The following is a 22,781-nucleotide window of genomic DNA, read 5'->3' as shown; positions in this document are numbered from 1 at the left end:
GCCCGGGCCCGGGAAACCGTTCGGCCGGTGGGCCGCGCCTGGAATGAATGGCCCGCCGACACCGGTGGCCATGGTGGGCGGGCCCGCACCCGTATCCGGCTCGGAGCGCCGCTCAAAGCCCGCTGGAACGGGCCGGCATGCGTCAGGAGGCGGAGATGTCGATGGAGCCGGAGTCGGCGCGGGCGCTGATCCGGCGGGGCGAGTTCGGGTCGATCGTGATGTCGGTGATCCGGGGATCGCCCATCCGCTCCTGGTAGAGGAGCGCATACGGCACGTCGGCCGGAACCTTGATGATCACCCGGCCGGAGCGGCTGGTCGCCTGGACCAGGTTCGGCGGGCGGTCGGCGGCGAAGACGACGCGGACGGTGCCGGAGTCGGCCTCGGCCCGGGCCCGGTCCCCGCGCAGGTCGCGCAGGTCGATGCCGCCGGAGTCGGTCCTGGCCTGCACGGCGCCGGCGCCGCTGACGGTGATGTCGCCGGAGTCGGCGGAGGCGTCCACCGGGCCGCCGCGCAGGTCGGTGGCCACGATGTCGCCGGAGCTGACCTCGGCCCGCAGGGCGCCCGCCAGCCCGCGGACGCGGATGTCGCCGCTGCCGGTGCGGACCGTGGCGGCCATCGCGCGGGGCACCTGGATCCGGTAGCGGACCGCGCACCGGCTGAGCCCGATGCTGACCACGTCCGGGCAGCGGTAGCCCAGCACCAGGGCGTCGCCCTCCCGGCGGTGGTAGGGCTCGGGCTTGAGCTTTTCGGTCCACGACAGGTGCTCATGGACGCTGACCTCGTCGCCGTCGGTGCCGATGATCTCCACATCGGCCTCCTCCAGGCGCACGTTCAGCGCCTTGAGCCCGCCGGTGAGCTCGTACTTGCGGTCCTCGTGATAGGTGGCGGCGTCGAGGACGCCGCACCCGCCGAGCGCCACCGTCGCCGCGGTCAGGGAGGCGGCCAGCGCCGCCACGCCCTTGAACCCGTTCGCCATCGTCGTCAGCCTCCACCGCCCCCGTTCAGGCACGTTCGCATGCTCAAAGCCTCCCCGACGGGCGCGGCGTGCGACAGGTGGCGTGCCCGCCTCTTGGGGGTGGGGCTATCCCCACCCCCTTGGGACCTGCGGGGACGGTTCAGCGCTCGCCGCCGGGCTTCCACAGCACATCGCCGTGGCCGGCGTTGGCCACCCGGCACAAGATGAACAGCAGATCCGACAGGCGGTTGAGATAGCGGGCGGTCAGCGGGTTGATGGTCCCCGCGGGCGCCGCGCCGTGGTGCTCGATCGCCACCCACACCGAGCGCTCGGCCCGGCGGGTGACCGTGCGCGCCACGTGCAGCAGCGCGGCGCCCGGCGCCCCGCCCGGCAGGACGAAGCTGCGCAGCGGCTGCAGCGTGGCGTTGTGCCGGTCGCACTGCTCCTCCAGCCAGGTGATGTAAGACTCGGTGACCCGCAGCGGCGGGTACTGGGCGGCCGCATCGTCGGTCACCGGGTTGCACAGGTCGGCGCCCACGTCGAACAGGTCGTTCTGCACGCGCACCAGCGGCGCGCGCAGCTCCTCGGGCAGGTCGCCGAGGGCGAGGGCGACCCCGATCGCGGCGTTGGCCTCCTCCACGTCGGCGTAGGCGGCCAGGCGCGGGTCGGACTTGCGGGTCCGGGACATGTCACCCAGGGCGGTGGTGCCGTCGTCCCCGGTGCGGGTGTAGATGCGGGACAGGACGACTGGGGTCTCCTCGTTCTTCGGCATACCGCCACCTTAGGGCCGACCGGGTCGGGAGCTTCCGGGCATAGGTGCCCATAATGGGGCGCTGGTGTTCACGCGGTGCCCGGATCCGTTCGCTCACCCGGAGGCGTGCTAGTGGCGTACGACTACATCATCGTGGGAGCGGGAAGCGCCGGCTGCGTCCTGGCCGCCCGGCTGAGCGAGGACCCCGGCACCCGGGTGCTGCTGCTGGAGGCCGGGCCACCGGACGACGCGCCGCAGATCCAGATCCCGGCGAACCAGGCCGCTTTGCTGAAGAGCGCCTATGACTGGGATTACGCGACCGTCCCCCAGCAGCATGCGGCCGGACGCGGCATGTACTGGCCGAGCGGGCGCACCCTCGGCGGATCCTCGTCCATCGGCGCGATGATCTACCTGCGGGGGAACCGGCACGACTACGACACCTGGCGGGATGAGCACGGCTGCACCGGCTGGGGGTACGCCGATCTGCTGCCGTACTTCCGCAAGGCCGAGGACCAGCAGCGCGGCGAATCGGACTACCACGGGGTGGGCGGGCCGCTGCGCGTGGAAGACCTGCGCTTCAAACACCCGCTGAGCCACGCCTGGGTGGAGTCGGCGCAAGAGCACGGGCTGCCGGCCAACCGCGACTTCAACGGCGCCCGGCAGGACGGCGCGGGCTTCTACCAGGTCACCCAGCGGCGCGGCCGGCGCTGGTCGGCCGCCGACGCCTACCTGCGGCCGGCCATGGCGCGGCCCAACCTCACCGTCCGGACCGACGCGCTGGTCACCGGCGTGACCGTCGAGAACGGACGGGCCGTCGGGGTGCGCTACCTGTGGCGCGGCGAGCACCTGCGCGAGCACGCCGAGGGTGAGGTGGTGCTGTGCGGCGGGACGGTGGGCAGCCCGCGCCTGCTGCTGCTGTCGGGCATCGGCCCGGCCGGGCACCTGCGCGAACACGGCATTCAGGTGCGGGCCGACCTGCCGGGCGTGGGGGAGAACCTGCAGGACCATCCGGCCGTCCCCGTCCTGTGGGACACCCCGGGCGTCAAGGCGCTGTGGGAGGGCTTCGACGGCCGTCACCTGGCGCTGTGGCACTCCCTGGGCCGCGGCCCGCTGGCCTCCAACGTGGCCGAGGCCGGCGGCTTCGCCCGCAGCGCCGACGACCTGCCCGCGCCCGACCTGCAGTACCACGTGCTGGCCACCCCGCACCTGGACCAGGGCCTGACCGAGGTGCCCCAGCGGATGGTCACGGTGCTGGTCGCCGCCGTGGCCATCACCGGCCGGGGGCGCATCCGGCTGCGCTCGGCCGCGCCGCACGCCAAGCCGCTGATCGACCCGGCCTGCCTGGCCGCCGGCTCCGACCTGGAGACGCTGGCCGCCGGGGTGCGCCAGGCCCGCCGGATCGCCGCCGCCGGCCCGCTGGCCCGCCTGGTCCAGGGCGAGCACTCCCCGGGCGAGCAGGTGGACGACGACGATGCGCTGCGCGCCTGGGTGCGGCGGGCAGTGGTCACCCTCGGCCGCCCGGTCGGCACCTGCGCCATGGGCGGCGGGGACGAGGCGGTCGTCGACACCGAACTGCGGGTGCGCGGCATCGAAGGGCTGCGGGTGGTGGACGCCTCGGTCATGCCGACGGCGCCGCGCGGCGGCACGGACGCCCCGGTCATCGCCATCGCCGAACGCGCCGCCGACCTCATCTGCGGCCGTCCCCCGCTGCCGGCGTCCGCCCCCTGATCAGCCGCCTGCGGTGCGGGGAGGGGGAGACATGAGGAAGGCCCCCTCGCCCGCTGGAGGCGGTGAGGGGGCCTGATTCCTGAACGGCAGCCCGCCGGGGCGGCGGGCGCCGCCGGTTTGCGGGTCACTTCTTGCGGTCCTTGGCCTTGGCGGCCTTGGCCTTGGCGGCGGCCTCGGCCTCCTTGCGCATCCGGCGCACCCGGTCGTCCATGACGGCCTTGGACATGTCGGGATGGTGCATCGGCGCTTTGCTCTCCTTCTCCGGCCGGTCCTTCCGGCCCGGTATTCAGAGAGTCGCGCTAAGACGGCACCCGCCACATCGGGATGACGCCCTAAGTTCGGCGTCCTCAGACGCCCTAGTCGGCCCGGGCGCGCTCGTACGCCTAAGTCCGCGGCCCTTATCGCGGACGGTGGGCACCCTGAGGTGAGAACGGTCAGGCGACCGCCCGGTGCCGTCTCACCTCTTGTACCGCTTGCCGTGCATCAGCTTGGTCAGCTGCAGCAGCCGCGCCATGTCCTTGTCGGTGCGCGAGAAGGACGCCACGTTGACCGGCAGGGGGAAGCGCTGCTGGGTGATGGCCTTGGCGCGGGCGAACTCGCGCAGGCCGTCGGCGCCGTGAATGCGGCCGAAGCCCGACTCGCCGACCCCGCCGAACGGCAGCGCCGGCACCGAGGCGAAGGCCAGGAAGGAGTTGATGGAGACCATCCCGGTCCGCAGCCGCCGGGCCAGGTCCATCGCCCGCGACCGATTGCGGGAGAAGATGGTCGCGGCCAGGCCGTAGCTGGTCTCGTTGGCCTTGCGCAGCGCCTCCTCGGCGTCGGCGACCTTGTGCACGGTGATGGTGGGGCCGAAGGTCTCCTCGCACACCGCCGCCGAGTCATCGGGCACGTCGGTGAGGATCACCGGTTCCACATACGGCTTGCGGACCGACTCGGCGCCGCCGAGCACCGCCCGTCCGCCCCGGTCGAGGGCGTCCTTGATGTGCCGCTCGATGATGTCGAGCTGACGGGGCATGGTGACCGGGCCGTAGTCGGCCTCGCGGTCGAACCCCGGGCGCAGCGACTTGGCCTTGTCGATGAGCTTTTCCAGGAACCGGTCGTAGACGTCGGCCACCGCGTAGATCCGCTCCACGCCGGCGCAGGTCTGCCCGGAGTTGGACATCGCGCCGAACACCGCCGCGTCCGCGGCGGCGTCCAGGTCGGCGTCGGAGTCCACGATGAAGGCGTCCTTGCCGCCGCACTCGGCGACGATGGGGGTGAGGGTCTCGGCGCAGGCGGCCATCACCTTCCGGGCGGTCGGGCCGGACCCGGTGAAGGCGACCTTGTCCACTCCCGAGCGGGCCAGCGCGGCGCCGGTGGCGCCGTACCCGGTCACCGTCTGCAGGACCGGCTTTTCGGGCACCACCTGGGAGAAGAGCTCGGCCAGCAGCACGCCCACGCCGGGGGTGTACTCCGAGGGCTTGAACACCACCGCGTTGCCGGCGGCCAGGGCGTAGGCGATCGAGCCCATCGGGGTGAAGACCGGGTAGTTCCACGGCCCGATCACGCCGATCACCCCGAGCGGCTGGTACTCCAGGATGCACTTGTTGTTGATGGCGGCCAGGCCGGGGAAGACGGTGCGCGGCCCCAGCACCTTCTGGGCGTTCCGGGCGGCCCAGTCGATGTGGGTGATGGTGAGCACCAGCTCGATCTGCGCGTCCTGCAGCGGCTTGCCGGTCTCCTCGTGGACGAGCCGGGCCACTTTGTCCAGGTTGCGCGTCAGCGTGCCCTTGAAGTTCAGCAGCCGCAGCCGCCGTTCCTTCCAGCCCAGGTCGCGCCACCAGGCGGCGGCCTCACGCGCCCGCTCGACGGCCTCGGCGACCGCCTTCTCGTCATGGATCGGGTGTTCGCCGACCACCTCGCCGGTGGCGGGATTCAGCGAGGTGAAGGTGGTGCTCTCGGTCGCCACGGACATGAGACCTCCCGGGAGAGCGCTTCAGTAAGTGCTCGCTTGCAGACTTGTCGTCTAGTAAAGCACCTCAGGTCCGTCACCGCGATTGTCGCCCGGGTCCAGACGGCGCCGGGAACGACACCGCCCGGTTCCGGGGAACCTTTGTGCGCTTCCCCGGAACCGGGCGGGAGGCCGGCGGGCCGTTCAGGCTCTGTCCTGGCGGATCGTCCAGCGGCCGGAAACCGCCTTGGGGACCGGCCGCCCCGTGGTGTCGCCGACCGGGAAGACGGCGATGGCCACATAGGCGTGCTGGCCCTTCTTCAGCTTCTTGGAGCAGGAGCCGGTCACGAACTGCACGCCCTTGGTGGCCGGGTGGTCGGCGTGGATCTCCGTCCACGGCTTCCCGGTGGACTTGCCGTCCTTCCAGTCGTGCACCTCATAGCGCAGCTGGTACTCGTCCCCCGGCTGCAGCCCCTCGACGCGCACGGTGGCGTGGAAGTCCGCCCAGGAGGTCTCCGGGGCGACATAGCCGGGATAGTTGCCGTCGGCATGGGCGCCTTCCGGGTCGGCGTGCTCGACGTCCCAGGTGATGCGGGTCCACTTGCCCCAGGCCAGTTCCTGGTCCTTGTTCTTGCCGAGGCTGGTGCGGATCGGCACGTCGTCCTCCTCTTCGGGCCGCTGTTCGGGCGGGCCGGCCAGGCCGCCGTTCTTGACCAGTGCGTACAACTTCTCGCCCGGGCAGGATGTGGAGATGAAGTCCCGGTGGCCGCGGATGCCGGCCTTCAGTCCCTTGCCGCGCAGCCAGGCCCGCAGCTGCTTGAACGCGTTGATCTGAGCCCGGGTCGGCGCCTCGCTCGGCCCGGACATGAACGTCACCGACGTCCAGGTGCTGTTGCCCCCCGGCTGGGCGGCCTGCACCCGCTGCCAGCCGCGGCCCTCCATGACGATCCCGTGCGGGCAGACGGCAAAGGAGTTGCCGGTGAAGTACACCGTGCCCGCCCGTCTGGCTAGCCAGGTGCCGTTCGGGGTGCGCACGCACCAGATGTGGCCGTCGTAACGTTCGGTGGTGATGCCGAAGTCCCCGGTGCGACGGGGCGTGACATGGGTTTCCTGCCGCAGGCGGACGACCCATTCCCCAGGCCGCGGACGCTGGATCGAGGTCGCTCTGCCCGCCAGGATCGCGGCGAACTGGAACGCCTCGGCCTCCTCCCGCCGGGTAAAGCGCCGCTGTGCGGCCCTGCCCCCGGCCCGCAGCGACACCTGGAGGAACAGCTCCAGCTGGGCCCGGGTCAGCGCCTGCAGGAAGTCGTGCCGCACGACGCGGTGCGGCGCGTGCTCCAGCAGCAGCCGGCCCGCGGCGGCCGACAGGCCGAAGACGACCGTGCCGCCCTCCGCCGGGACCTCCCGCCAGGCGGGGGCGTCGTCGCCGTGGGGGAGGGCCTGCGCCGGAGCGCCGAAGAGCGCCCGCAGCGCGGCCCGCAGGCGCGCCGCCTCGGCGCCCTCCCGGCGGCGCACGGTCACCGCGGCGCCCGGGATGCGGCCGGAGTCTTCGGGGTCGACCTGCTCTGGAGCCCAGAACCAGGCCAGCGCCTCCACGAGCGCGTCCGACCACTTCGGCTCGGCGGGGATGTCGGCGCACTCGGCCGCGACCGGGATCAGGTCGTGGGAGGTGAGGGTCTGCGTGGTGGCCCAGGCGCGTTCACGGCCCCGCCCGGCTCCGGCGGGCCTTTCCACCGGCCAGCGGTGGCCGGGCGTGGTCAGCGAGGAGTGCCGCCGGCCCTGCATGCGGATCATCTCGCGCGGCATGGCGGGGAAGAGGTACACCTCCTCCACCGGCTGCCATTGCGACATCCCCGTGCGGTGGTCGAGGGTCAGGGCGATGTCGCCGGGCTCGATCTCGCGAAAGGTCCGCCAGCCGCCTGTGGTGAGGATTTCGGTCTGCTCATCGACGCAGTAGCCGATATCGGCCCACCCGCGGCTGTTCATATGGAATTTCCGGGTGTTCTTCCAGTATTGCCGGCACGCCTGATGGCTTTTGCCGGCCAGGCCCTGGTCGCTGCCGTCGTAGTGGACTACCAGGCCGTTATCACAGGGGGCGTATCCGGCGGCCGTGGCCGGCCAGCCGAACACCGCGCGCCTTTCCAGCTCCATGCGCCTCCTTCAGGGGGTTGCGGCGATGTCGGTGATCGCGCGGAGCGGGTCGAGTTCCGGTATCGCCGGGCGGCGGGGTGGGGGCGCCCGGTGGGGGCCGTCAGGGCGGTCCGAAACCGATGTTTGCACATGTCCGGTTCCCATGGGAGTCATATGTCGGTTGCGCGCACCGACAGTTATGGCGACTCGTCCATTGGTGCCCGTAAAGAGCAGAATATTCCCGGCGCCGGGCAAAAGAGGTGAAAAGCGCGTAGAACGTTACATGCCGATGGCGTTCCGGAACCAGGTCAGGCCGTCGATGATGGCGGCCTGGTCCACCCCGAACAGATCGGTGACGGTGAAGACGGCGTCGAAGAAGGCGCGGTTGACCGGCGGGATCCACAGCAGGGCGATCAGCGCCAGGAAGGCGTACCCGCCGACCTCGTCGGCCTTGCGCACCCAAGAACGCGGCAGGTACGGCTCGACGATGCCGAAGCCGTCCAGGCCGGGAATCGGCAGCAGATTGAGCAGCGCGGCGGTCACCTGCAGGAAGGCCAGGAAGGACAGCGCCGACCAGAAGACCAGATGGTCCAGCGGCTCATCGGAGCGCAGCTGCGTGACGGCGGCGGCCAGGGCGATGGCGAAGACCACATTGGCCAGCGGGCCGGCCGCCGAGATCAGGCTGTGCCGCAGCCGGCCGGGAATGCGGCCCCGGTCGATCCACACCGCGCCGCCGGGCAGGCCGATCCCGCCGAGCATGATGAACAGCACCGGCAGCAGGAAGCTGAGGGTGACGTCCCCGTACTTGAGCGGGTTCAGCGTCAGATAGCCCTTGGTGGCCACGCTGCGGTCGCCCGAGCGGTAGGCCAGATAGGCATGCCCGAACTCGTGCAGGCACAGCGACAGGATCCAGCCCGCCAGGACGAGGCCGAAAAGGGTGAGCTGCGCGGCGCGTTCCTCGTAGTAGGACTCATAGCGCCAGGCCATCAGCCCGAAGATGACGGTGGCACCGAGAATGGCGAGGAACACCGGGCTCGGCCTGACCGCGGCCCGGCCGCCTTTCGCCGTGTGCACCGTTCCCATGAATCGTCCCTTCGCATGCGTCGTTCGGTGACGGCCGTCACCTCGGCCATGGCGGGGCGCCTTACGGTCCCACGATCACCGGGACGACATAAGAGCGCAGAAAGTTCCTGGTGGCCTCGGGATCCCGGCCGCGGTCCAGGACGATCAGCGAGGTGATGATCCGGAACAGGAACTCGACGGTGCCCTCCACCTCGATGCCCTCGCGGATCTGGCCCTCGCGCTGTGCCGCCTCGAAGTAGGGGCGCACGTACTCGCAGCACATGTCGAGGATCCGCTCGGCGGCCCCGGCCACCACGGCCTGGGTGTGCCCGGCCGCCTCCGGCACCAGGAAGTGCGCGAAATGCGGCTGGCTGCGCACGTGGGAGACCACGTCCATGATGCCTTCGATCACCGCCTCCGGCACCGGCCCCGAGCGGCGCAGCAGGGCCGCCAGGCGGTCCAGGACCCGCGTCAGCTCCCGCAGCATCACCGCCAGGATCAGCTCGTCGCGGCCCCCCGTGACGCTTCGGTAGACGGTGGCCCGGGACAGCCCGGCGGCCGCCGCGATGTCCTCCACGGTGGTCTTGGCGATTCCGTATCGGGCGAAGCACTCCTCGGCCGCGTCGATGATCCTTTCCCGGGTGCTGTCCGTGGTCGCCGACGCCATGCATGGAAGATTACCGTTCGCCCTCCCCGGCCGAGACCGCGCCGAGGACGCCCGGATCAGGGCAGCTCGTAGTCGAGGGCGTAGAAGTGGCGGCCGTCACCGTCCACGGTGATCTGCCCCTCGCCGTGCAGCCCCGCCAGCGCGCCGGTGCCCGAGGTGGACACGATCTGCCACCTCAGCCACTCCTCGCCGGCGGCGTCGTTGCCCGCGCTGTGCTGCAGGACGAAGGTCCCCTTGCGGCCGTGCAGGGTTCCCTCGAAGCACTCCACGCCCACATAGGCCGTCGGCCCGGCCGCAGTGGTCACGGTCTGGATCTCGGTGACGCTGGTGCCGGCGAGGTCGCCGTGGAAGGTCTTGGTCACCCGGACCCGGGTGACCACCGTGCCGTCGGGCCTGGTGTCCTTGGCCTGCTCGTCCCAGCCGGTGACATCGAAGGTGCCGCTCGCTTTCACGCTCATCGGCCCATCGTCCCGGAGGGCACCGACATTCTCCGCGCGGCGGGCGCCGGGCCTTTGCTCAGAACAAAGTGCCCTCGTGCTGGATGCCGCGCAGGGCGTCATAGTCCAGCGTCACGCATTCGATGCCGCGGTCGGCGGCCAGCACCCGCGCCTGCGGCCTGATCTCCTGGGCGGCGAAGACGCCGCGCACCGGGGCCAGCAGGGGGTCGCGGTTGAGCAGCTCCAGGTAGCGGGTGAGCTGCTCGACGCCGTCGATCTCGCCGCGCCGCTTGATCTCCACCGCGACGGTCCGGTTCTCGGCGTCCCGGCACAGGATGTCCACCGGCCCGATCGCGGTCGGGTACTCCCGGCGGATCAGCGTCCAGCCCTCGCCCAGCGTGGTGATGTGCTCGGCCAGCAGCTCCTGCAGGTGCGCCTCCACCCCGTCCTTGCGCAGCCCCGGGTCGGGACCCAGCTCGTGGGTGGAGTCGTGCAGGAACTCGGTGATGTTCAAAATCAGCCGCTCACCGGACTTGCCGTGGGTGACCGTCCAGCGGGCCACCAGGCCGTCCGGGGAGTCGGCAAAGCGCTCCTCGCGCAGCGAGCACGGCGGGTTCATCCAGTTCAGCGGCTTGTAGGCGCGGTCGTCGGCGTGCACCGACACCGAGCCGTCGGCCTTGATCATGATCAGCCGCGGGGCGAGCGGCAGGTGGGCGGTGAGCCGCCCGGCGTAATCGACGCTGCAACGGGCGATGACGAGGCGCACGGGGCCACAGCCTAGTGAACTCTTGCCGGCGCATGGCCCAAGACGGCGCGGGCGGGAACCACGAAGATGTCCCGTGCTACGGCGTTCCGGGCCGCGGCAGCGCCCCTGTCGCGTCTTGCGGAGACGGCGTGTTGAAGGGTTCGGTGAGCCTTCGGCCGATCCGGTGGGCGGATGCGATGGACGCACCGCGCGCCGGCGGCCGTTCACCGCGTGAAGAGCCCCGCTCAGGCGGGAGGGAAGGAGGCACATGGAGCAGCCTGCGGGCATCCGGATGCGCGAGGCCGTGGAGAGCGACGAAGCGGCGCTGCTCGACCTGGACCGGCGCACCTGGTCCCCGGACGTCGGGGTGTTCCCGCGCCCGGGCCCGGACGCGGTGCTCTTCGACCCGGCCCATCGACCCGAGCAGTACACGCTCGCCGTCCGGGAGGGACGAATCGTCGGCTACGTCCGGCTGGTGCAGCCGGTGCCGGCACCGAGCAACGCCCACATCCGCGAAATCCAGGGCCTGGCCGTCGACCCGTCCGAACAGGGCAGGGGAGTGGGGTACGCGCTGGTGATCGCGGCGTGCGAACGCGCCCGGCGGGAGGGCGCCCGCCGCATCAGGCTGCGGGTGCTGTCCACCAACCCCCGGGCCCGGCGGCTGTATGAGCGGGCGGGTTTCACCGTGGACGGCATCCTGCCCGGTGAGTTTCACATCGAGGGCCGCTATGTCGACGACATCCTGATGGGCCGCTCGCTGGACGGCTGATCCCGGGCCTTCATATACCAATTCCTCTTCCTGTCAAGGCTGGAATTCTCTCGGGACGCTGGTTAGCGTCACCGGAGACGGACCTGTTGTGCGACGTTCCGTTCCGCCGTTACCGAAGGGAATCGGTCCATGTCTCTCGATGTGAGCCCGGAACTGCTCGAAAAGGCCCAGCACGGAGAGATCGATGATGCGGCGTTCGTCGAGTGCATTCGCACTTCGCTGCCGTACGCCTGGGACGTGATCAGCGGCCTGGTGGCCCGCTACCAGGTGGACGGCGGAGACTTCGCCGACAACCAGACCCCGCCGCCGGACGAGCAGGCTCGCGGCCAGCTCCTGCGCGTGCTCGCCAGCGACGCCATGCGGGGCGCGCTGGAACGCTACTTCGGCGTCAAGCTGGCCTTCCAGAACTGCCACCGGGTCGCCGTTTTCCCCAGCGCCGACACCGAGGCGTACCGGCGCTTCATCACCCCCCGTGAGCAGATCCTCAACCAGTCGCCGGAACTGCGCGACTGCTGACACGAGATCGCCGCTCTGCGGCCGGGCGACGCGGCGAACCGGAATTATGACCAACCGGTTATCCGCTTCTTACTCGCCCCTTTTCAAGAGCGCGGCCGTGCCGGGCCGTGAGGTGGCCGGCACGGCCGTGTGCATGGTTGCGGCCGGGCGGCGCCTCCGCTCTTCCTGCGGGAAGAGCGGCCGCGACGGGCGTCCCGGCGCCTCCTGCGCTGCCGGCCGGGGGTCAGCCCGGACCCGGGGAGGGCGGTCCCGGGCGCCTTTGGGAGACTGCCCGGCATGAGTGGAGGTTCGTTCAGCAAGGCAGGGGTCGTCGGCCTGGGCACCATGGGCGCGGGCATCGCCGAGGTGCTCGCCCGGGGCGGACTGGCCGTCGTGGGCATCGAGATCAACGACGAGGCGCTGGCCCGGGGCCGCGGGCATGTGGAGAACTCCACCGGCCGCGCGGTCAAACGCGGCAAGCTCACCGAGGAGGCCAAGCAGCAGATCCTGGACCGGATCACCTTCTCCACCGACTTCGCCGACCTGGCCGACTGCGACCTGGTGATCGAGGCCGTCCCCGAGCGGATGGACCTCAAGCGGCGGGTGTTCGCCGAGCTGGACAAGGTCTGCCGCGCCGACGCGGTGCTGGCCACCAACACCTCCTCGCTGTCGGTGACTGAGATCGCCGTCGGCACCGCGCGGCCCTCCCAGGTCGTCGGCGTGCACTTCTTCAACCCGGCGCCGGTGATGAAGCTGGTGGAGGTCATCGGCACCCCGCTGGCCGAACCCGCCGCCCTGGCCCGGGTCGCCGAGCTGGTGAAGAGCCTGGGCAAGACTCCGGTCACCGTCGGCAACCGCGCCGGCTTCGTCGCCAACCGGCTGCTGCTGCCCTACCTCAACCACGCGGCCGCCCTGTACGAGGAGGGCCACGCCACCGCCGAGGACATCGACACCGCCATGAAGGTGGGCGCCGGGCTGCCGATGGGGCCCTTCACCCTCATGGACATGATCGGGCTGGACATCTGCCTGGAGGCGCTGGAGGCCATCTACCGGGAGACCCGCGACCGCCGCCACGCCCCCGCGCCCATCCTGCGCGAGCTGGTCACCGCCGGGCTGCTGGGCCGCAAGACCGGCCGCGGCTTCTACTCCTATGACTCCTCCGACGCCGGCACCGCCGCTTCGGCGCAGGAGGCTCCCCAGCCGCTGGTCGGTGTGATGGGATCCGGAGCCCAGGCCGTCGCCTTCGTCGCCCGGTGCGCCCGCGCCGGCGCGCAGGTCCGCTATGTCACCGAGGACGAGTCCGCGCAGGCGGCCCTGCAGGCCGAGCTGTCGGCGGACGAGCTGTCCCGCGTCACCGTGGGCACGGAGCCCGGCTCGCTGGCCGACTGCGACCTGGTCGTCGAGGCGGCCGCCGGGGACGCGGCGGCCAAGCGCCCGGTGCTGGCCGCCGTCGCCGGCGCGGCCCGTGCGGACGCGGTACTGGCCAGCCTCGCCGACACCGGCGGGGTCATCGAGGTGGCGACGGCCGCAGCGCGCGCCGCCGACGTGGTCGGCCTGCACTTCCCCGAGGCGGACGGCCCGCTGGTGGAGGTCGCCTCCACCGTTCTCACCGCTCCGCGGGCCGCCGAACGGGCCGTGGCCTTGACCGCGGCCCTCGGCCTGACCCCCGTGCGCTGCCGCGACCGCGCCGGCTTCATCGTGGACGCGCTGCGCTTCCCCTACCTCAACGACGCCGTCCGGATGCTGGAGGCCGGGTACGCCGACGCCGACTCCATCGACGCCGCCATGAGGCTCGGCTGCGGCTACCCCACGGGTCCGATCGCCGACCTGGACCGCCTCGGCCTGGACCGCGCCGTGGCCGTCCTGCGGGCCCTCTACGCCGAGCGCCGCGAGAACGCCTTCGCTCCGGCGCCCCTGCTGGAGGAGTACCTGACCGCAGGCCGCTCTTTCCGTCAGTAACGCCTCATCCTCGGCCCACCGCCCCGATGCCTTCCGCCGGGGCGGTGGGCCGCTCGCCGCCTGTCGGCGGACGCCCCGGAACCCGGCTGCCCGGGGGAGGTCCGCTCACCGGCCCGCCGGTCGCGTTGCCGGCGCACGTTCGAGGGTTGTCCACAGAACCGCGTTCCACTGTTGACGGGGTGTCCCCGGGCCGAGGCTGGAGGGCATGCGATGCGCTTCCGCCGACGACGTCCTCACCGCCCGTATCCGCTCCCTGTGGCAGGCGGCGCCCGCGCACGCCGTGATCGCCGAACGCGCCGCCGCCTGGCTGTGGGGCATCGACGCCCTCCCCATGGGCGCCGACCGGGCCACCTGGCCCATCGAACTGGCCGTCCCCGCCGACCGCCCCCTTCCCGACCCGCCCGGCTGCCGGGTGCGCCGCACTCACCTGCCCGATGCGGACGTCACCGAAGTGGATGGCATACGCCTGACCACCTTCGAACGCACCGCGCTGGATTGCGCACGCCGGCTCCCCCGCCGGGAGGCGGTGGCCGCCCTCGACCAGTTCTTACGCGCCGGCGTCGACGCCGCGTCGCTCCGCAGACGCGCACGGCTGCTGGCCGGCCGCCCCAATGCCCGGCGTCTGCGGGAGATCCTCGCCCTTTCCGATCCCGGGGCGATGCTCCCCGGCGAGACCTACACCAGGTTGTGCATCGTGGACGCCGGCCTGCCGCGCCCCCGCACCCAGATCCCGGTAGGGCGCCCCGACCGCCCGAGGTTCTTCCTGGACATGGGGTACGCAGAGCACCTCACCGCCGTCGAGTACGACGGCGAGGAGTTCCACACCGGCCGGGGCCGCCGCCACCGCGACGCCGCCCGCCGCACCTGGATCCGCGACCACCACGGCTGGGAGATCATCGTGGTCACCAAAGAGGACATCCTGTTCAACCCCGTCCCCTTCCTGGAGGCCCTGACGACCACCCTCCTGCACCGCGGCTGGAACCCCGCCCCCGCCCGGCTGCACCGCATCGAGGCCGAACTCGCCGCTCTCCGCCGCTCACACACCCCCTCGGCCCGCCGCCGAAGACACCGGTAGCCGCCGACCAACACAAAGCCCACAAATCGGCGAACCAGGACCGGATGGCCAGGGCTGCGTTTTGGTGTCGCCGAGGAATGCCTGTGGGGTGTTCGCGTGGGTGGGCGGATGCGCGGGCCGGGCGCTGAGGTTTCCGGGAGCGCGTGCCGGAGGAGGTTCGCTGCCGGTACCGCCGTTGGGTGGGGCGGGGCGGCCTTAGGCTGATCGGCATGAGCCCGCGCAGGAACAGGCGTCGTCCACGGAAGAACCCACGGCCTTCCAGCGGCGCCTGGTCATTCGGGCTGGAGAATCGCGAGGAGGGGCCGGACGGGGACTGGATCGTCCGGGAGATCGCCCCGGCCAATGCCGTCAAGGTCTACCGGTGCCCGGGGTGCGATCAGGAGATCGCGCCGGGTGTGGGGCATGTCGTGGCCTGGCCCGCCGACTGGGGCGGGCCGGATGAGCGTCGTCACTGGCACAAGCCGTGCTGGCGTGCCCGCCTGCACCGCGGCCCCAAGATCCAAAGGTCGCGCAACGCACCCCGCTACTGAGCGTCGCCGCGTCCACAGGGTGTGAACCGCCGCCAGGCGCCCGGTCGAGGCGCTTGCCGGGACCTTGAGCGCCGACCGGACTCGCATCGGCGGCATCGGCTCGGTGAGGCGGTGCCGCGGTGCGGAGGGGTGGTGCGCAAAAGCGCACGGCGGCCTGGGAAGAGAGGTGCTCCTCGGCGGCTTTGCGGCGTGGCGTCGGCCGCCCGGCGGGGATGGGGCGGGGCATTACGGTTGTCCCAGAGAAGAGGAGGGTGATGGGGATAATCAAGGCGAGCACGGTGCTGCCCGCCACGCGGACGGACATCACGTTGCACACCGCCGACGGACTGGAGCTGGTCGGGGAACTGGCGGTGCCGGTGGACCGGGAGCCGGTGGCCACGCTGGTGTGCCTGCACCCGCTGCCGACGCACGGCGGGATGATGGACAGCCACGTGCTCCGCAAGGCCGCCTACCGGCTGCCGGCCATGGCCGGGGTGGCGGTGCTGCGCTTCAACACCCGCGGCACCTCGTCCGAACGGGGGACCAGTCAGGGCGAGTTCGGCGAGGGCGAGACCGAAAAGTACGACGTCGCCGCGGCGCTGGAGTACGCCGAATATCACGACCTGCCCCACCCCTGGCTGCTCGGCTGGTCGTTCGGCACGGAGCTGGCGCTCAAATGGGGGCGCGACCCCCTGGTGGAAGGGCTGCTGCTGCTCAGCCCTCCGCTGCACCGGGCCACCGACGCCGACCTGGACGCCTGGGGCGCCGACGGGCGGCCGGTGATCGTCCTGGTGCCCGAGCACGACGACTACCTGCCTCCGGCCGAGGCGCGCGAGCGGTTCAAGCGGATCCCCCAGGCCGAGATCGTCGCGGTGGACGGCGCCAGGCACCTGTGGGTGGGAGAGCCGTATGTGCGGATCGTGCTGAACGAGATCGTCAAGCGGGTGGCGCCGCAGGCCCACCCCCTGCCGGAGGAGTGGCCCGCGGGCTGAACGCCTTCGCCGGGTGGGGCGGTGCTTTCGGAGATGCCGGCGAGGCCGAAACGTCTGCGTCCGATCGTGGCCACTCCTTTCGAGTTCGACCGATTCGGGTGACGATTACCTGACCGTCACGTATATGGCGGTTGTCGGAATTAGTGAGAGGAGAGGGCACGCGCCGTCACGGATCGGCGGATGTGCCGGGTGTGGGAGGCCCGATGGTCGTTCAGCTGTACGCCAGGGACGTCGGCGAGGGGACGCCGCTTGTGCTGCTGCACGCGTTCCCGTTGTCGTCGGCGATGTGGCTGGCGCAGCGCGAAGGGCTCGGCGGCCGTTTCCGGGTGATCACTCCCGATCTGCGCGGCTTCGGCGGCTCGATGCTGGGCGAGCAGGAGCCCTCGGTGGACGTGATGGCCGATGACGTGGCCCACCTGCTGCGCCGCAAGGGCATCGACCGCGCGGTGATCGGCGGGTTGTCCATGGGCGGCTATGTGGCGATGGCGCTGTGCCGGCGGCACCCCGACCTGGTGCTGGGGCTCATCCTGGCGAACACCAAGGCGAGCGCGGACACCGAGCAGGGCCGGCGCAACCGGCTCCGGCAGGCCGAGCGGCTGGAACGCGAGGGCACCTCGCGGGTGCTGGTGGAGGAGGTGCTGCCGCTCCTGGTCGGCCCCACCACCATGCGGCAGCGGGCGCTGGTGTACGGGAGGGTGCGCGGCCTGGTGCAGGCGGCGCCGGCCGCCGCGGCGGCCTGGGCGCAACGGGCGATGGCCGCCCGTCCGGACTCTTTCGAGACGCTGCGCGGGGTGCACGCCCCCGCGCTCGTCATCACCGGCACCGAGGACGAGCTGTCCCCCCAGGCCGACGCCCGCGCCATGGTCGAGGCCCTGCCCAACGCCGAACTGCAGGTGATCCCCCGCACCGGCCATCTGTCGGCGGTCGAGCAGCCCGACCTGTTCAACCAGATCGTCGCCGAGTTCGTGGCGGCCCTGGCCCGCACGCCCCGCTAGGGCCCGTCGTCGAGATCCCCAAGGCACCGGGCCGGCCGAAGCGGGGCGGCCGGCCCGGTCGCGGCCGGCGGGTGACCTGCGCGCTGCGGGCATGGCCGCGCTCAGCGGGCCCTGTGCGACTGCTGTGACGACGCGGCGTCCCGCCGGCGGGCCGATCCCGGCAGCATGGGCTCCGTGCGACTGCTGTGACGACTCCCCTTCCGGGGCCCGGGGGCCGGGACCCCCATGGGCTCCGTGCGGCTGTTGTGACGACACGCCCCGGCGGCGTCCACCGGACGCGGTCGGCCCGTGCGGTGGACGCCGCCGACCGGTCAACGCGCCGGCCGCCTCACAAGGTCTCCTGGCGGGGGAGGACCACCTCGCGGATGATCAGGGCCAGGGCGGCGGCCGTCGGGATGGCCAGCAACGCGCCGACGATGCCCAGCAGGGTGCCGCCGACCAGGGCGGCGATGATGGTGACGGCCGGCTGGACGTCCACCGCCCGCTTCATCACCCGCGGGTGGATGATGTAGTTCTCCACCTGCTGGTAGACCACGAAGAAGATCACGCAGGCGATGCCGGTGAACATCCCGTCGAAGAACGCCACCGTGCACGCCAGCGTGGCGCCGATCGTCGCGCCCACCAGCGGGATCAGCGCGGTGATCCCGACGAACAGCGCCAGCGGCAGCGCGAACGGCACCTGCATGATCGACAGGAAGATGTAGGCCGTGGTGCCGGCGATGGAAGCCACGGTGAGGGTGCCGGCCACGTAACCGCCGATGCGGGCGAGGATCTCATCGCCCAGCAGCGCCACCCGGGCGCGCCGGGAGCGCGGCACCAGCCGGTAGAAGAACGTCTTGATGGTGGGCAGCGACCCCAGGAAGTACAGGGTGAGGATGAGCACCGTCAGGGTGTTGAAGACCCCGCCGGCCAGGGCGCGGCCCACGCCCAGCACCCCGTCGATGGCCGACTGGCCGAAGTCGGGGTTGGTGACGGCCTCCTGGGCCTTCTGCAGGACCTGGTATTCGCGGTCCAGCTCCCGGATGCGCTCGTTCTGCCCGAGCTGCTCGATGTAGGAGGGCAGCTGGTTGATGAAGTTGGTGATCTGCTCGGTGAGCGGAGGGATCACCGCGAAGCCCGCCGCGACGAACGCCAGCACCAGTCCCAGGAACACCACCGCGACCGCCCCGGGGCGCGGCAGCCTGGCCCGCTGCAGCCGCTCCACCGCCGGGTTCAGCCCCACGGCCAGGAACATCGACACCACGATCAGCACGATCACGCCGCGGGCGCTGGTGACCGCCTCGAACAGCAGCCAGGCGCAGATCACCCCCAGCGCGCCGGTGAAGCCGAAGATGAACGGGTGCGTCCGGCCCAGGGGCGACCCGGGCCTGCCGAAGGGCGCCAGGTTGTCGGCCCTGGCCTCCTTGCGCCGCTGCTCCAGGTCGACCAGCGGGTCCGGGGTGGGCTCCGGGTCTTCTTCCACCGCCTGTTCCCGCGCCGGGCCGTCACCGGCGAAGGAGGCGCCGGCCCGCCTCCCGGCGGTGCCCGGCTCTTCCCCGGCCCGCCCGGCCGAAGGGCCCTGGCCGCTCCCGTGGGCGGGCTTCTCCTCGCCGGCGGCCCGGGCCTTGGCGGATTCCCGCTCGCGTGAGGGCCCCGTGTCCGAACCCCCGGCGGCGGAAGCGGGCCGCTGCCGGGCTTGGCGCTCATCGGGGCCGCCCGGCGGCTCGCCGGAAGGAGAACCGTCCGGCTCCTCCGGGAGGGGGGATGTGCTCTTTGCGTCGTTTCGGGGGGCGGCGGCCTCGTCACGGCCGCCCGGCCCCTCGGCCCGGGGCGTCTCGTCCTGCGGGCCCGCCGGCGGGGGCACGGCGTCGTCGGGGGGAGCGGCGGGAAAGGCGGACGGCGTGACCGGTCGGTTCGCGCCGGGAATGTCGTCTGACACGACTTCTCCTCGTTCTACCTGCTCGCAGGGGTGCGCCGGACGCCGCGGCCGGGGCTGTGTCCTCAGTGATATTCCCCTTAGACGCCAAGAAGCCTAGAGGGGATTTCCCTCCAGGCTTCTCGGTTCGCGGTATGCGCTGAAAAGACGCCGATCAGCGGGAGCCGATCACTCCTGCCACCAGTCCTCGTCGTCGTCTTCCTGCTTCTTGGCGGCGGCCTTGGCGGCGGCCGGCTGCTTGGCCTGGGCCGGGGCCGGCTTGGGCTTCGGCTTGGACTCCGCCGACGACAGGGCCGGCTTCTCGGGAGCGGCGGAGACCTCCTCGGTGGGGGTGGCGCCCAGCGGCGGCATCATCGGGCCGCCACCGCCCAGCAGCTGGCGCAGCTGGTTGAGGTGGCTGGTGATGCTGTCGCGCTGGCGGGTGAGCTCGTCCACCTGGCGCTGGGCGGCGGTGCGGATCCGCTCGGCCTCGGCCTTGGTCTCCGCCAGCAGCTGCTCGGCCTGGGCCTTGGCCTCGGCGATGATCTGCTCGGAGTTCTTGCGGGCGTTGGCCAGCAGCTGCTTGGCGTGCTGGTCGGCCTCCCGCCGGGTCTGCTCGGCCTGCTGGGTGGCCTTGGCGGCGCGCTGCTCGGCGGAGGCGGCGCGCTGCTCGGCCTCGGCGACCAGCTTCTGGGTGGCGGCCTGGGCGGCGGCGTGCCGCTCGGCGTCCTGCCGGTCGGCCTCCTCGCGCCGGGCGGCCAGCTGGATCTCGAACTCGGCCTCGGCCTGGGCCCGCTGTGCCTCGCTCTCCTCCAGGATCCGCTGCGCCTGGGCGCGCATCTCGTCGGCCTGGCGCTTGGCGGTGGTGAGGATCTCGTCCCGCTCGCGCTTGGTGGACGCCCGCAGCTGGGCGACCTCGCGCTCGGTGGTGGTGCGCAGCTTGGCGATCTCCCGCTCGGCGGCGGCGCGCTTCTCGGCGACCTCGTGGTCGGCGGTGGCGCGCAGCTTGGCCACCTCGCGCTCGGTGGTGGAGGTCAGCTCCTCGGCCTCGCGGCGGGCGGCGGTGCGCACCTCCTCGGCCTCGCGCTCGGCCGCCTGGCGCAGGTCCTCGCCCTCCCGCTGCGCCTGGGCGCGCAGCTCGGCCGCCTCGTTCTCGGCGGTGGCGCGCAGCTCGGCGGCGTCCACCTTGGCGGCGGCCTTGATCTCGTTGGCCTCCGAGCGGGCCATCTGGACCAGCTCGGTGGCCTGCTCCTCGGCCAGCCGCAGCAACTGCTCGATGCGGGCGCCGAGCCCGGCGTAGGTGGGCCGCTCCTGCTCCTGGAGCTGGCGGTGGGCGTCGGACAGCTCGCGCTGCAGCGCCTGGATCTGCTCGCGGGCCTGGCGCACCTCGTTGTCGAGCTGCTTGATGTGCTCGTCGACTTGGTGCCGGTCGTAGCCGCGAAGCACCACGTCGAACTCGCGTGGGGGAGTCTCCTCGAAGAAGTTGCTGAGCTGGGCGTCGATGTCGGACTGCATGTGGCTCAATCCTGGCTGTGACGGGGCTACGGGGTTCCGGGACCGGTTGATCGCCTGGACTTGCGGTTTCGTACCTGACGGCCCCAGACCTCTTCCGGCGAGAGCAGCGTACTCCCGCCACTGCCTCGTTGGGGGCTCATCTTAACGTGCTGCGTGGAATGTCCCTTTTGTCGGGCTGTTGGAGGCGTTCCGGGAGTGCCTCTGAAGCCGGGGGCAAACCCCCCACTGCAGCCTGAATCACCACACTGTGACCGCGCACAACCGCCCAGTAGGGTCTGTGATATCGATCACGTCACAATCCGGTCATCAACCGACATCGGCGGATCGTCGTCGTATGAAGCGCGAAGCTCCGGTGGGCCCATGCTCCCGTCCGGCCCCCGGATGATCACTTTCCTTCCCCCACGGAGGTGACCGAATGCGTCGTGCTCTCGGAGCCGGCGTTCTCATCTTCGCCGCCCTGGCGGCGACCGGCTGCGGCCTGCTGGGAGGCGGCGAGCCGCCCCCGACCCAGGCGCCCAAGGCCGAGATCGGCCCCGACAACCACGTCAAGGGCGCCATCGCCAAGGCCGTGCAGCCCTATGCGGGCAAGGAGGTCTACGTCGACGTCCTGTCACTGCAGCGCCACGACAAGGTGCTGCGGCTGGTGTACGCCGTCACCCCGCGCGCCAAGACCGACAGCGACGCGCTGCCCAAGGAGACCTTCGGCGGCAACTGGCAGAGCGGCAACGCCGGCGCCCCCTTCCTCCTGGACACCGAGAACCTGCGGGTGTACGACAGCCTGACCATCGGCAGCGGCGAGGACGCCCGGTGCGCCTGCTCGACCGGCCTGGGCGACTACCCGCTGGACCAGCCCACCGTCCTGTACGCCGACTACCCCGCCCCGCCGAAGGAGGTCAAGGAGCTGACCGTCGTCATGCCGGTGGTCGGCCCCATGCCGGGGGTGAAGATCTCCTGATGCGCACCCGCACCGCCCTCACCGCGGCGGCCCTCGCCGCGCTGCTGACCGTGCCGCTCGGCGGGGCGGCCGTCGCCGCCCCCTCCCCGTCCCCCTCGTCCTGGCCCGAACCGGGCACCGACGGCTCCGGACGGCGGGCGGGGGAGGGGCGGCCGAAGACGATCGCGATCCCGCCCCCCGGCACCCTGCAGCAGAACCGCAAGTACTACACGCCGATCGAGGAGACCACCGAAAAGGGACGCAAGTCCTTCACCCTCCAGGCCGACGTGCTGTTCAAGACCGGCAGCGCCGACCTGTCGGCGGCCGCCGAAAAGTACCTGGCCGACGTCGTCGCCAAGCTCAAGGAGGCGAACGTCACCGGAGAGGTCCAGGTGGTCGGCCACACCGACGACGTCGGCGAGCCGGAGGACAACCTCGCCCTGTCCAAGCGACGGGCCGAGGCGGTGGTCCAGGCCATGCAGCCTCAGCTCGCCAACACCGGCATCACCCTGATCCCCGAGGGCAAGGGCGAGAGCGAGCCGCGCGAAAAGGGCACCTCCCCGCAGGCGCGCCAGCGCAACCGGAGGGTGTCCATCCTGTACGGCAAGGCCTCCGGCGACCCTCCGCCCCGGCCCGACCCCCGCTACATCTCGGTCCCGGTGACCGAGACCGCCCCCGACCCGGGGCTGCGCCCGCTGCCGGGAGAGCCCGCCCCGCTCGCCTCCACCCAGCGGACCATCAACGGCACCTGGACGGTCCGGCTGGACGTGGTGGAGCTGCGCCGCCAGGGGCCCTTCCTGAAGGTCGGCTACCGCACCCGGCTGGTCGCCCAGCGGGGGACGAGCGGGCTGAACTACCCGGCGCTGTTCGACGGCGACACCAACGGGTTCGACGGCTACGGCTACCACGCCACGCTGATCGACAAGGCGCACGGCGAGGAGCTCAGCGTGGTGATCACCGGCCGGGGCGTGCCGATGCGCGACTGGCTCGGCGGCAACGAGAAGGTCGGCGCGGTCAAGTACGGCTGGGCGCTCTTTCCGCAGCCCAGCCAGAAGACCGACAGGCTGTCGTTCTACATCCCGGCCTTCGGCACCATCGACGACCTGCCGGTCGGCTGAGGCGCTTCCGGCCGCGGAACACCCCGCGGCCGGAAGCGCCCTCATCGCTTCGCGAGCCGGTTCCGCCGCCCGGGCGGGCGGCGGAACCGGCGGGCTCGACGGCCGGCCCGCTCACCGGGCA

At 71.9% G+C, this 22,781-nt stretch carries 20 protein-coding genes; 10 read left to right on the top strand and 10 right to left on the bottom strand.

All coding sequences use genetic code 11. From position 1 onward, the window contains the following. Nucleotides 1-142 precede the first annotated feature (142 nt). A complete protein-coding gene (locus TCUR_RS25120; protein WP_012854225.1) occupies nucleotides 143-976 on the bottom strand; it encodes a DUF4097 family beta strand repeat-containing protein in 834 nt (277 codons plus the stop codon). Nucleotides 977-1,115: 139 nt separating this feature from the next. Beyond that, nucleotides 1,116-1,727: a cob(I)yrinic acid a,c-diamide adenosyltransferase gene (locus TCUR_RS19235; RefSeq protein WP_012854224.1), complete on the bottom strand. Its 612-nt coding sequence runs from the start codon at nucleotides 1,725-1,727 to the stop codon at nucleotides 1,116-1,118. A gap of 111 nt (nucleotides 1,728-1,838) precedes the next feature. On the opposite strand from TCUR_RS19235, the gene TCUR_RS19230 reads away from it, so the two are divergent. After that, the gene (locus tag TCUR_RS19230; protein ID WP_012854223.1) at nucleotides 1,839-3,434 is read left to right on the top strand and encodes a GMC family oxidoreductase; all 1,596 of its coding nucleotides are present in this window, start codon (nucleotides 1,839-1,841) and stop codon (nucleotides 3,432-3,434) included. A gap of 457 nt (nucleotides 3,435-3,891) precedes the next feature. Here TCUR_RS19230 and TCUR_RS19225 read toward each other — a convergent pair whose 3' ends face one another. The 6 genes from TCUR_RS19225 to nucS form a co-directional block, all read right to left on the bottom strand. Continuing rightward, a complete protein-coding gene (locus TCUR_RS19225) occupies nucleotides 3,892-5,388 on the bottom strand; it encodes an aldehyde dehydrogenase family protein (protein WP_012854221.1) in 1,497 nt (498 codons plus the stop codon). Between the two features lie 180 nt (nucleotides 5,389-5,568). Next, nucleotides 5,569-7,515 (bottom strand): N-acetylmuramoyl-L-alanine amidase, encoded by a 1,947-nt coding sequence (locus tag TCUR_RS19220; RefSeq protein WP_012854220.1) that lies wholly within the window; start codon nucleotides 7,513-7,515, stop codon nucleotides 5,569-5,571. Between the two features lie 258 nt (nucleotides 7,516-7,773). Then, nucleotides 7,774-8,577 carry a site-2 protease family protein gene (locus tag TCUR_RS19215; protein WP_012854219.1) on the bottom strand — a complete coding sequence of 268 codons (804 nt, stop codon included), beginning with the start codon at nucleotides 8,575-8,577 and terminating at the stop codon, nucleotides 7,774-7,776. A gap of 61 nt (nucleotides 8,578-8,638) precedes the next feature. Next, nucleotides 8,639-9,223 carry a TetR/AcrR family transcriptional regulator gene (locus tag TCUR_RS19210; protein WP_012854218.1) on the bottom strand — a complete coding sequence of 195 codons (585 nt, stop codon included), beginning with the start codon at nucleotides 9,221-9,223 and terminating at the stop codon, nucleotides 8,639-8,641. A gap of 56 nt (nucleotides 9,224-9,279) precedes the next feature. Beyond that, nucleotides 9,280-9,681, bottom strand: a complete 402-nt coding sequence (locus TCUR_RS19205; RefSeq protein ID WP_012854217.1) for a DUF3224 domain-containing protein — start codon at nucleotides 9,679-9,681, stop codon at nucleotides 9,280-9,282. A 58-nt stretch (nucleotides 9,682-9,739) separates the two neighbouring features. Then, nucleotides 9,740-10,426, bottom strand: a complete 687-nt coding sequence (nucS, locus tag TCUR_RS19200; protein ID WP_012854216.1) for an endonuclease NucS — start codon at nucleotides 10,424-10,426, stop codon at nucleotides 9,740-9,742. Between the two features lie 247 nt (nucleotides 10,427-10,673). Here nucS and TCUR_RS19195 point away from each other — a divergent pair, with 247 nt between their 5' ends. The 7 genes from TCUR_RS19195 (at nucleotide 10,674) to TCUR_RS19170 (ending at nucleotide 17,199) form a co-directional block, all read left to right on the top strand. Then, on the top strand, nucleotides 10,674-11,174 hold the full coding sequence (locus TCUR_RS19195) for a GNAT family N-acetyltransferase (RefSeq protein ID WP_012854215.1): 501 nt from the start codon (nucleotides 10,674-10,676) through the stop codon (nucleotides 11,172-11,174). Between the two features lie 129 nt (nucleotides 11,175-11,303). Continuing rightward, the gene (locus tag TCUR_RS19190; RefSeq protein WP_012854214.1) at nucleotides 11,304-11,690 is read left to right on the top strand and encodes an SCO5389 family protein; all 387 of its coding nucleotides are present in this window, start codon (nucleotides 11,304-11,306) and stop codon (nucleotides 11,688-11,690) included. Between the two features lie 276 nt (nucleotides 11,691-11,966). Further along, on the top strand, nucleotides 11,967-13,628 hold the full coding sequence (locus TCUR_RS19185; protein WP_012854213.1) for a 3-hydroxyacyl-CoA dehydrogenase family protein: 1,662 nt from the start codon (nucleotides 11,967-11,969) through the stop codon (nucleotides 13,626-13,628). A gap of 205 nt (nucleotides 13,629-13,833) precedes the next feature. Next, nucleotides 13,834-14,703 carry a type IV toxin-antitoxin system AbiEi family antitoxin gene (locus TCUR_RS19180; RefSeq protein ID WP_012854212.1) on the top strand — a complete coding sequence of 290 codons (870 nt, stop codon included), beginning with the start codon at nucleotides 13,834-13,836 and terminating at the stop codon, nucleotides 14,701-14,703. 209 nt (nucleotides 14,704-14,912) lie between these two features. Next, complete coding sequence (locus tag TCUR_RS25790) at nucleotides 14,913-15,233, top strand: hypothetical protein (protein WP_012854211.1); 321 nt, start codon at nucleotides 14,913-14,915, stop codon at nucleotides 15,231-15,233. 254 nt (nucleotides 15,234-15,487) lie between these two features. Further along, nucleotides 15,488-16,204 carry an alpha/beta hydrolase gene (locus TCUR_RS19175; protein ID WP_012854210.1) on the top strand — a complete coding sequence of 239 codons (717 nt, stop codon included), beginning with the start codon at nucleotides 15,488-15,490 and terminating at the stop codon, nucleotides 16,202-16,204. Between the two features lie 203 nt (nucleotides 16,205-16,407). Further along, the gene (locus TCUR_RS19170) at nucleotides 16,408-17,199 is read left to right on the top strand and encodes an alpha/beta fold hydrolase (protein ID WP_012854209.1); all 792 of its coding nucleotides are present in this window, start codon (nucleotides 16,408-16,410) and stop codon (nucleotides 17,197-17,199) included. Between the two features lie 328 nt (nucleotides 17,200-17,527). Here the strand turns inward: TCUR_RS19170 and TCUR_RS19165 are convergent, their stop codons facing one another. Then, nucleotides 17,528-19,117 (bottom strand): AI-2E family transporter, encoded by a 1,590-nt coding sequence (locus tag TCUR_RS19165; protein WP_012854208.1) that lies wholly within the window; start codon nucleotides 19,115-19,117, stop codon nucleotides 17,528-17,530. Between the two features lie 165 nt (nucleotides 19,118-19,282). Then, nucleotides 19,283-20,608, bottom strand: coding sequence for a DivIVA domain-containing protein (locus TCUR_RS19160; RefSeq protein ID WP_012854207.1), 1,326 nt, complete (start codon nucleotides 20,606-20,608; stop codon nucleotides 19,283-19,285). A 415-nt stretch (nucleotides 20,609-21,023) separates the two neighbouring features. On the opposite strand from TCUR_RS19160, the gene TCUR_RS19155 reads away from it, so the two are divergent. Both TCUR_RS19155 and TCUR_RS25115 read left to right on the top strand, forming a co-directional pair. Beyond that, the gene (locus tag TCUR_RS19155) at nucleotides 21,024-21,563 is read left to right on the top strand and encodes a hypothetical protein (protein WP_012854206.1); all 540 of its coding nucleotides are present in this window, start codon (nucleotides 21,024-21,026) and stop codon (nucleotides 21,561-21,563) included. Then, nucleotides 21,563-22,660, top strand: coding sequence for an OmpA family protein (locus tag TCUR_RS25115; protein ID WP_012854205.1), 1,098 nt, complete (start codon nucleotides 21,563-21,565; stop codon nucleotides 22,658-22,660). The genes TCUR_RS19155 and TCUR_RS25115 overlap by 1 nt, the downstream gene beginning before the upstream one ends. The last annotated feature ends 121 nt before the right edge of the window (nucleotides 22,661-22,781 follow it).

It is taken from the genome of Thermomonospora curvata DSM 43183, assembly GCF_000024385.1.
Classification (GTDB): Bacteria; Actinomycetota; Actinomycetes; order Streptosporangiales; family Streptosporangiaceae; genus Thermomonospora; species Thermomonospora curvata.
Note: the sequence above shows the minus strand (reverse complement) of the source record. Positions and strands in the feature narration are given on the sequence as shown.

Bases quoted from the DNA above. Each gene is read 5' to 3' on its own strand.
- TCUR_RS25120 (WP_012854225.1), bottom strand. From the start codon at position 976: ATGGCGAACGGGTTCAAGGGCGTGGCGGCGCTGGCCGCCTCCCTGACC.
- TCUR_RS19235 (WP_012854224.1), bottom strand. From the start codon at position 1,727: ATGCCGAAGAACGAGGAGACCCCAGTCGTCCTGTCCCGCATCTACACC.
- TCUR_RS19225 (WP_012854221.1), bottom strand. From the start codon at position 5,388: ATGTCCGTGGCGACCGAGAGCACCACCTTCACCTCGCTGAATCCCGCC.
- TCUR_RS19220 (WP_012854220.1), bottom strand. From the start codon at position 7,515: ATGGAGCTGGAAAGGCGCGCGGTGTTCGGCTGGCCGGCCACGGCCGCC.
- TCUR_RS19215 (WP_012854219.1), bottom strand. From the start codon at position 8,577: ATGGGAACGGTGCACACGGCGAAAGGCGGCCGGGCCGCGGTCAGGCCG.
- TCUR_RS19210 (WP_012854218.1), bottom strand. From the start codon at position 9,223: ATGGCGTCGGCGACCACGGACAGCACCCGGGAAAGGATCATCGACGCG.
- TCUR_RS19205 (WP_012854217.1), bottom strand. From the start codon at position 9,681: ATGAGCGTGAAAGCGAGCGGCACCTTCGATGTCACCGGCTGGGACGAG.
- TCUR_RS19195 (WP_012854215.1), top strand. From the start codon at position 10,674: ATGGAGCAGCCTGCGGGCATCCGGATGCGCGAGGCCGTGGAGAGCGAC.
- TCUR_RS19190 (WP_012854214.1), top strand. From the start codon at position 11,304: ATGTCTCTCGATGTGAGCCCGGAACTGCTCGAAAAGGCCCAGCACGGA.
- TCUR_RS19185 (WP_012854213.1), top strand. From the start codon at position 11,967: ATGAGTGGAGGTTCGTTCAGCAAGGCAGGGGTCGTCGGCCTGGGCACC.
- TCUR_RS19180 (WP_012854212.1), top strand. From the start codon at position 13,834: ATGCGATGCGCTTCCGCCGACGACGTCCTCACCGCCCGTATCCGCTCC.
- TCUR_RS25790 (WP_012854211.1), top strand. From the start codon at position 14,913: ATGAGCCCGCGCAGGAACAGGCGTCGTCCACGGAAGAACCCACGGCCT.
- TCUR_RS19175 (WP_012854210.1), top strand. From the start codon at position 15,488: ATGGGGATAATCAAGGCGAGCACGGTGCTGCCCGCCACGCGGACGGAC.
- TCUR_RS19170 (WP_012854209.1), top strand. From the start codon at position 16,408: ATGGTCGTTCAGCTGTACGCCAGGGACGTCGGCGAGGGGACGCCGCTT.
- TCUR_RS19160 (WP_012854207.1), bottom strand. From the start codon at position 20,608: ATGCAGTCCGACATCGACGCCCAGCTCAGCAACTTCTTCGAGGAGACT.
- TCUR_RS19155 (WP_012854206.1), top strand. From the start codon at position 21,024: ATGCGTCGTGCTCTCGGAGCCGGCGTTCTCATCTTCGCCGCCCTGGCG.
- TCUR_RS25115 (WP_012854205.1), top strand. From the start codon at position 21,563: ATGCGCACCCGCACCGCCCTCACCGCGGCGGCCCTCGCCGCGCTGCTG.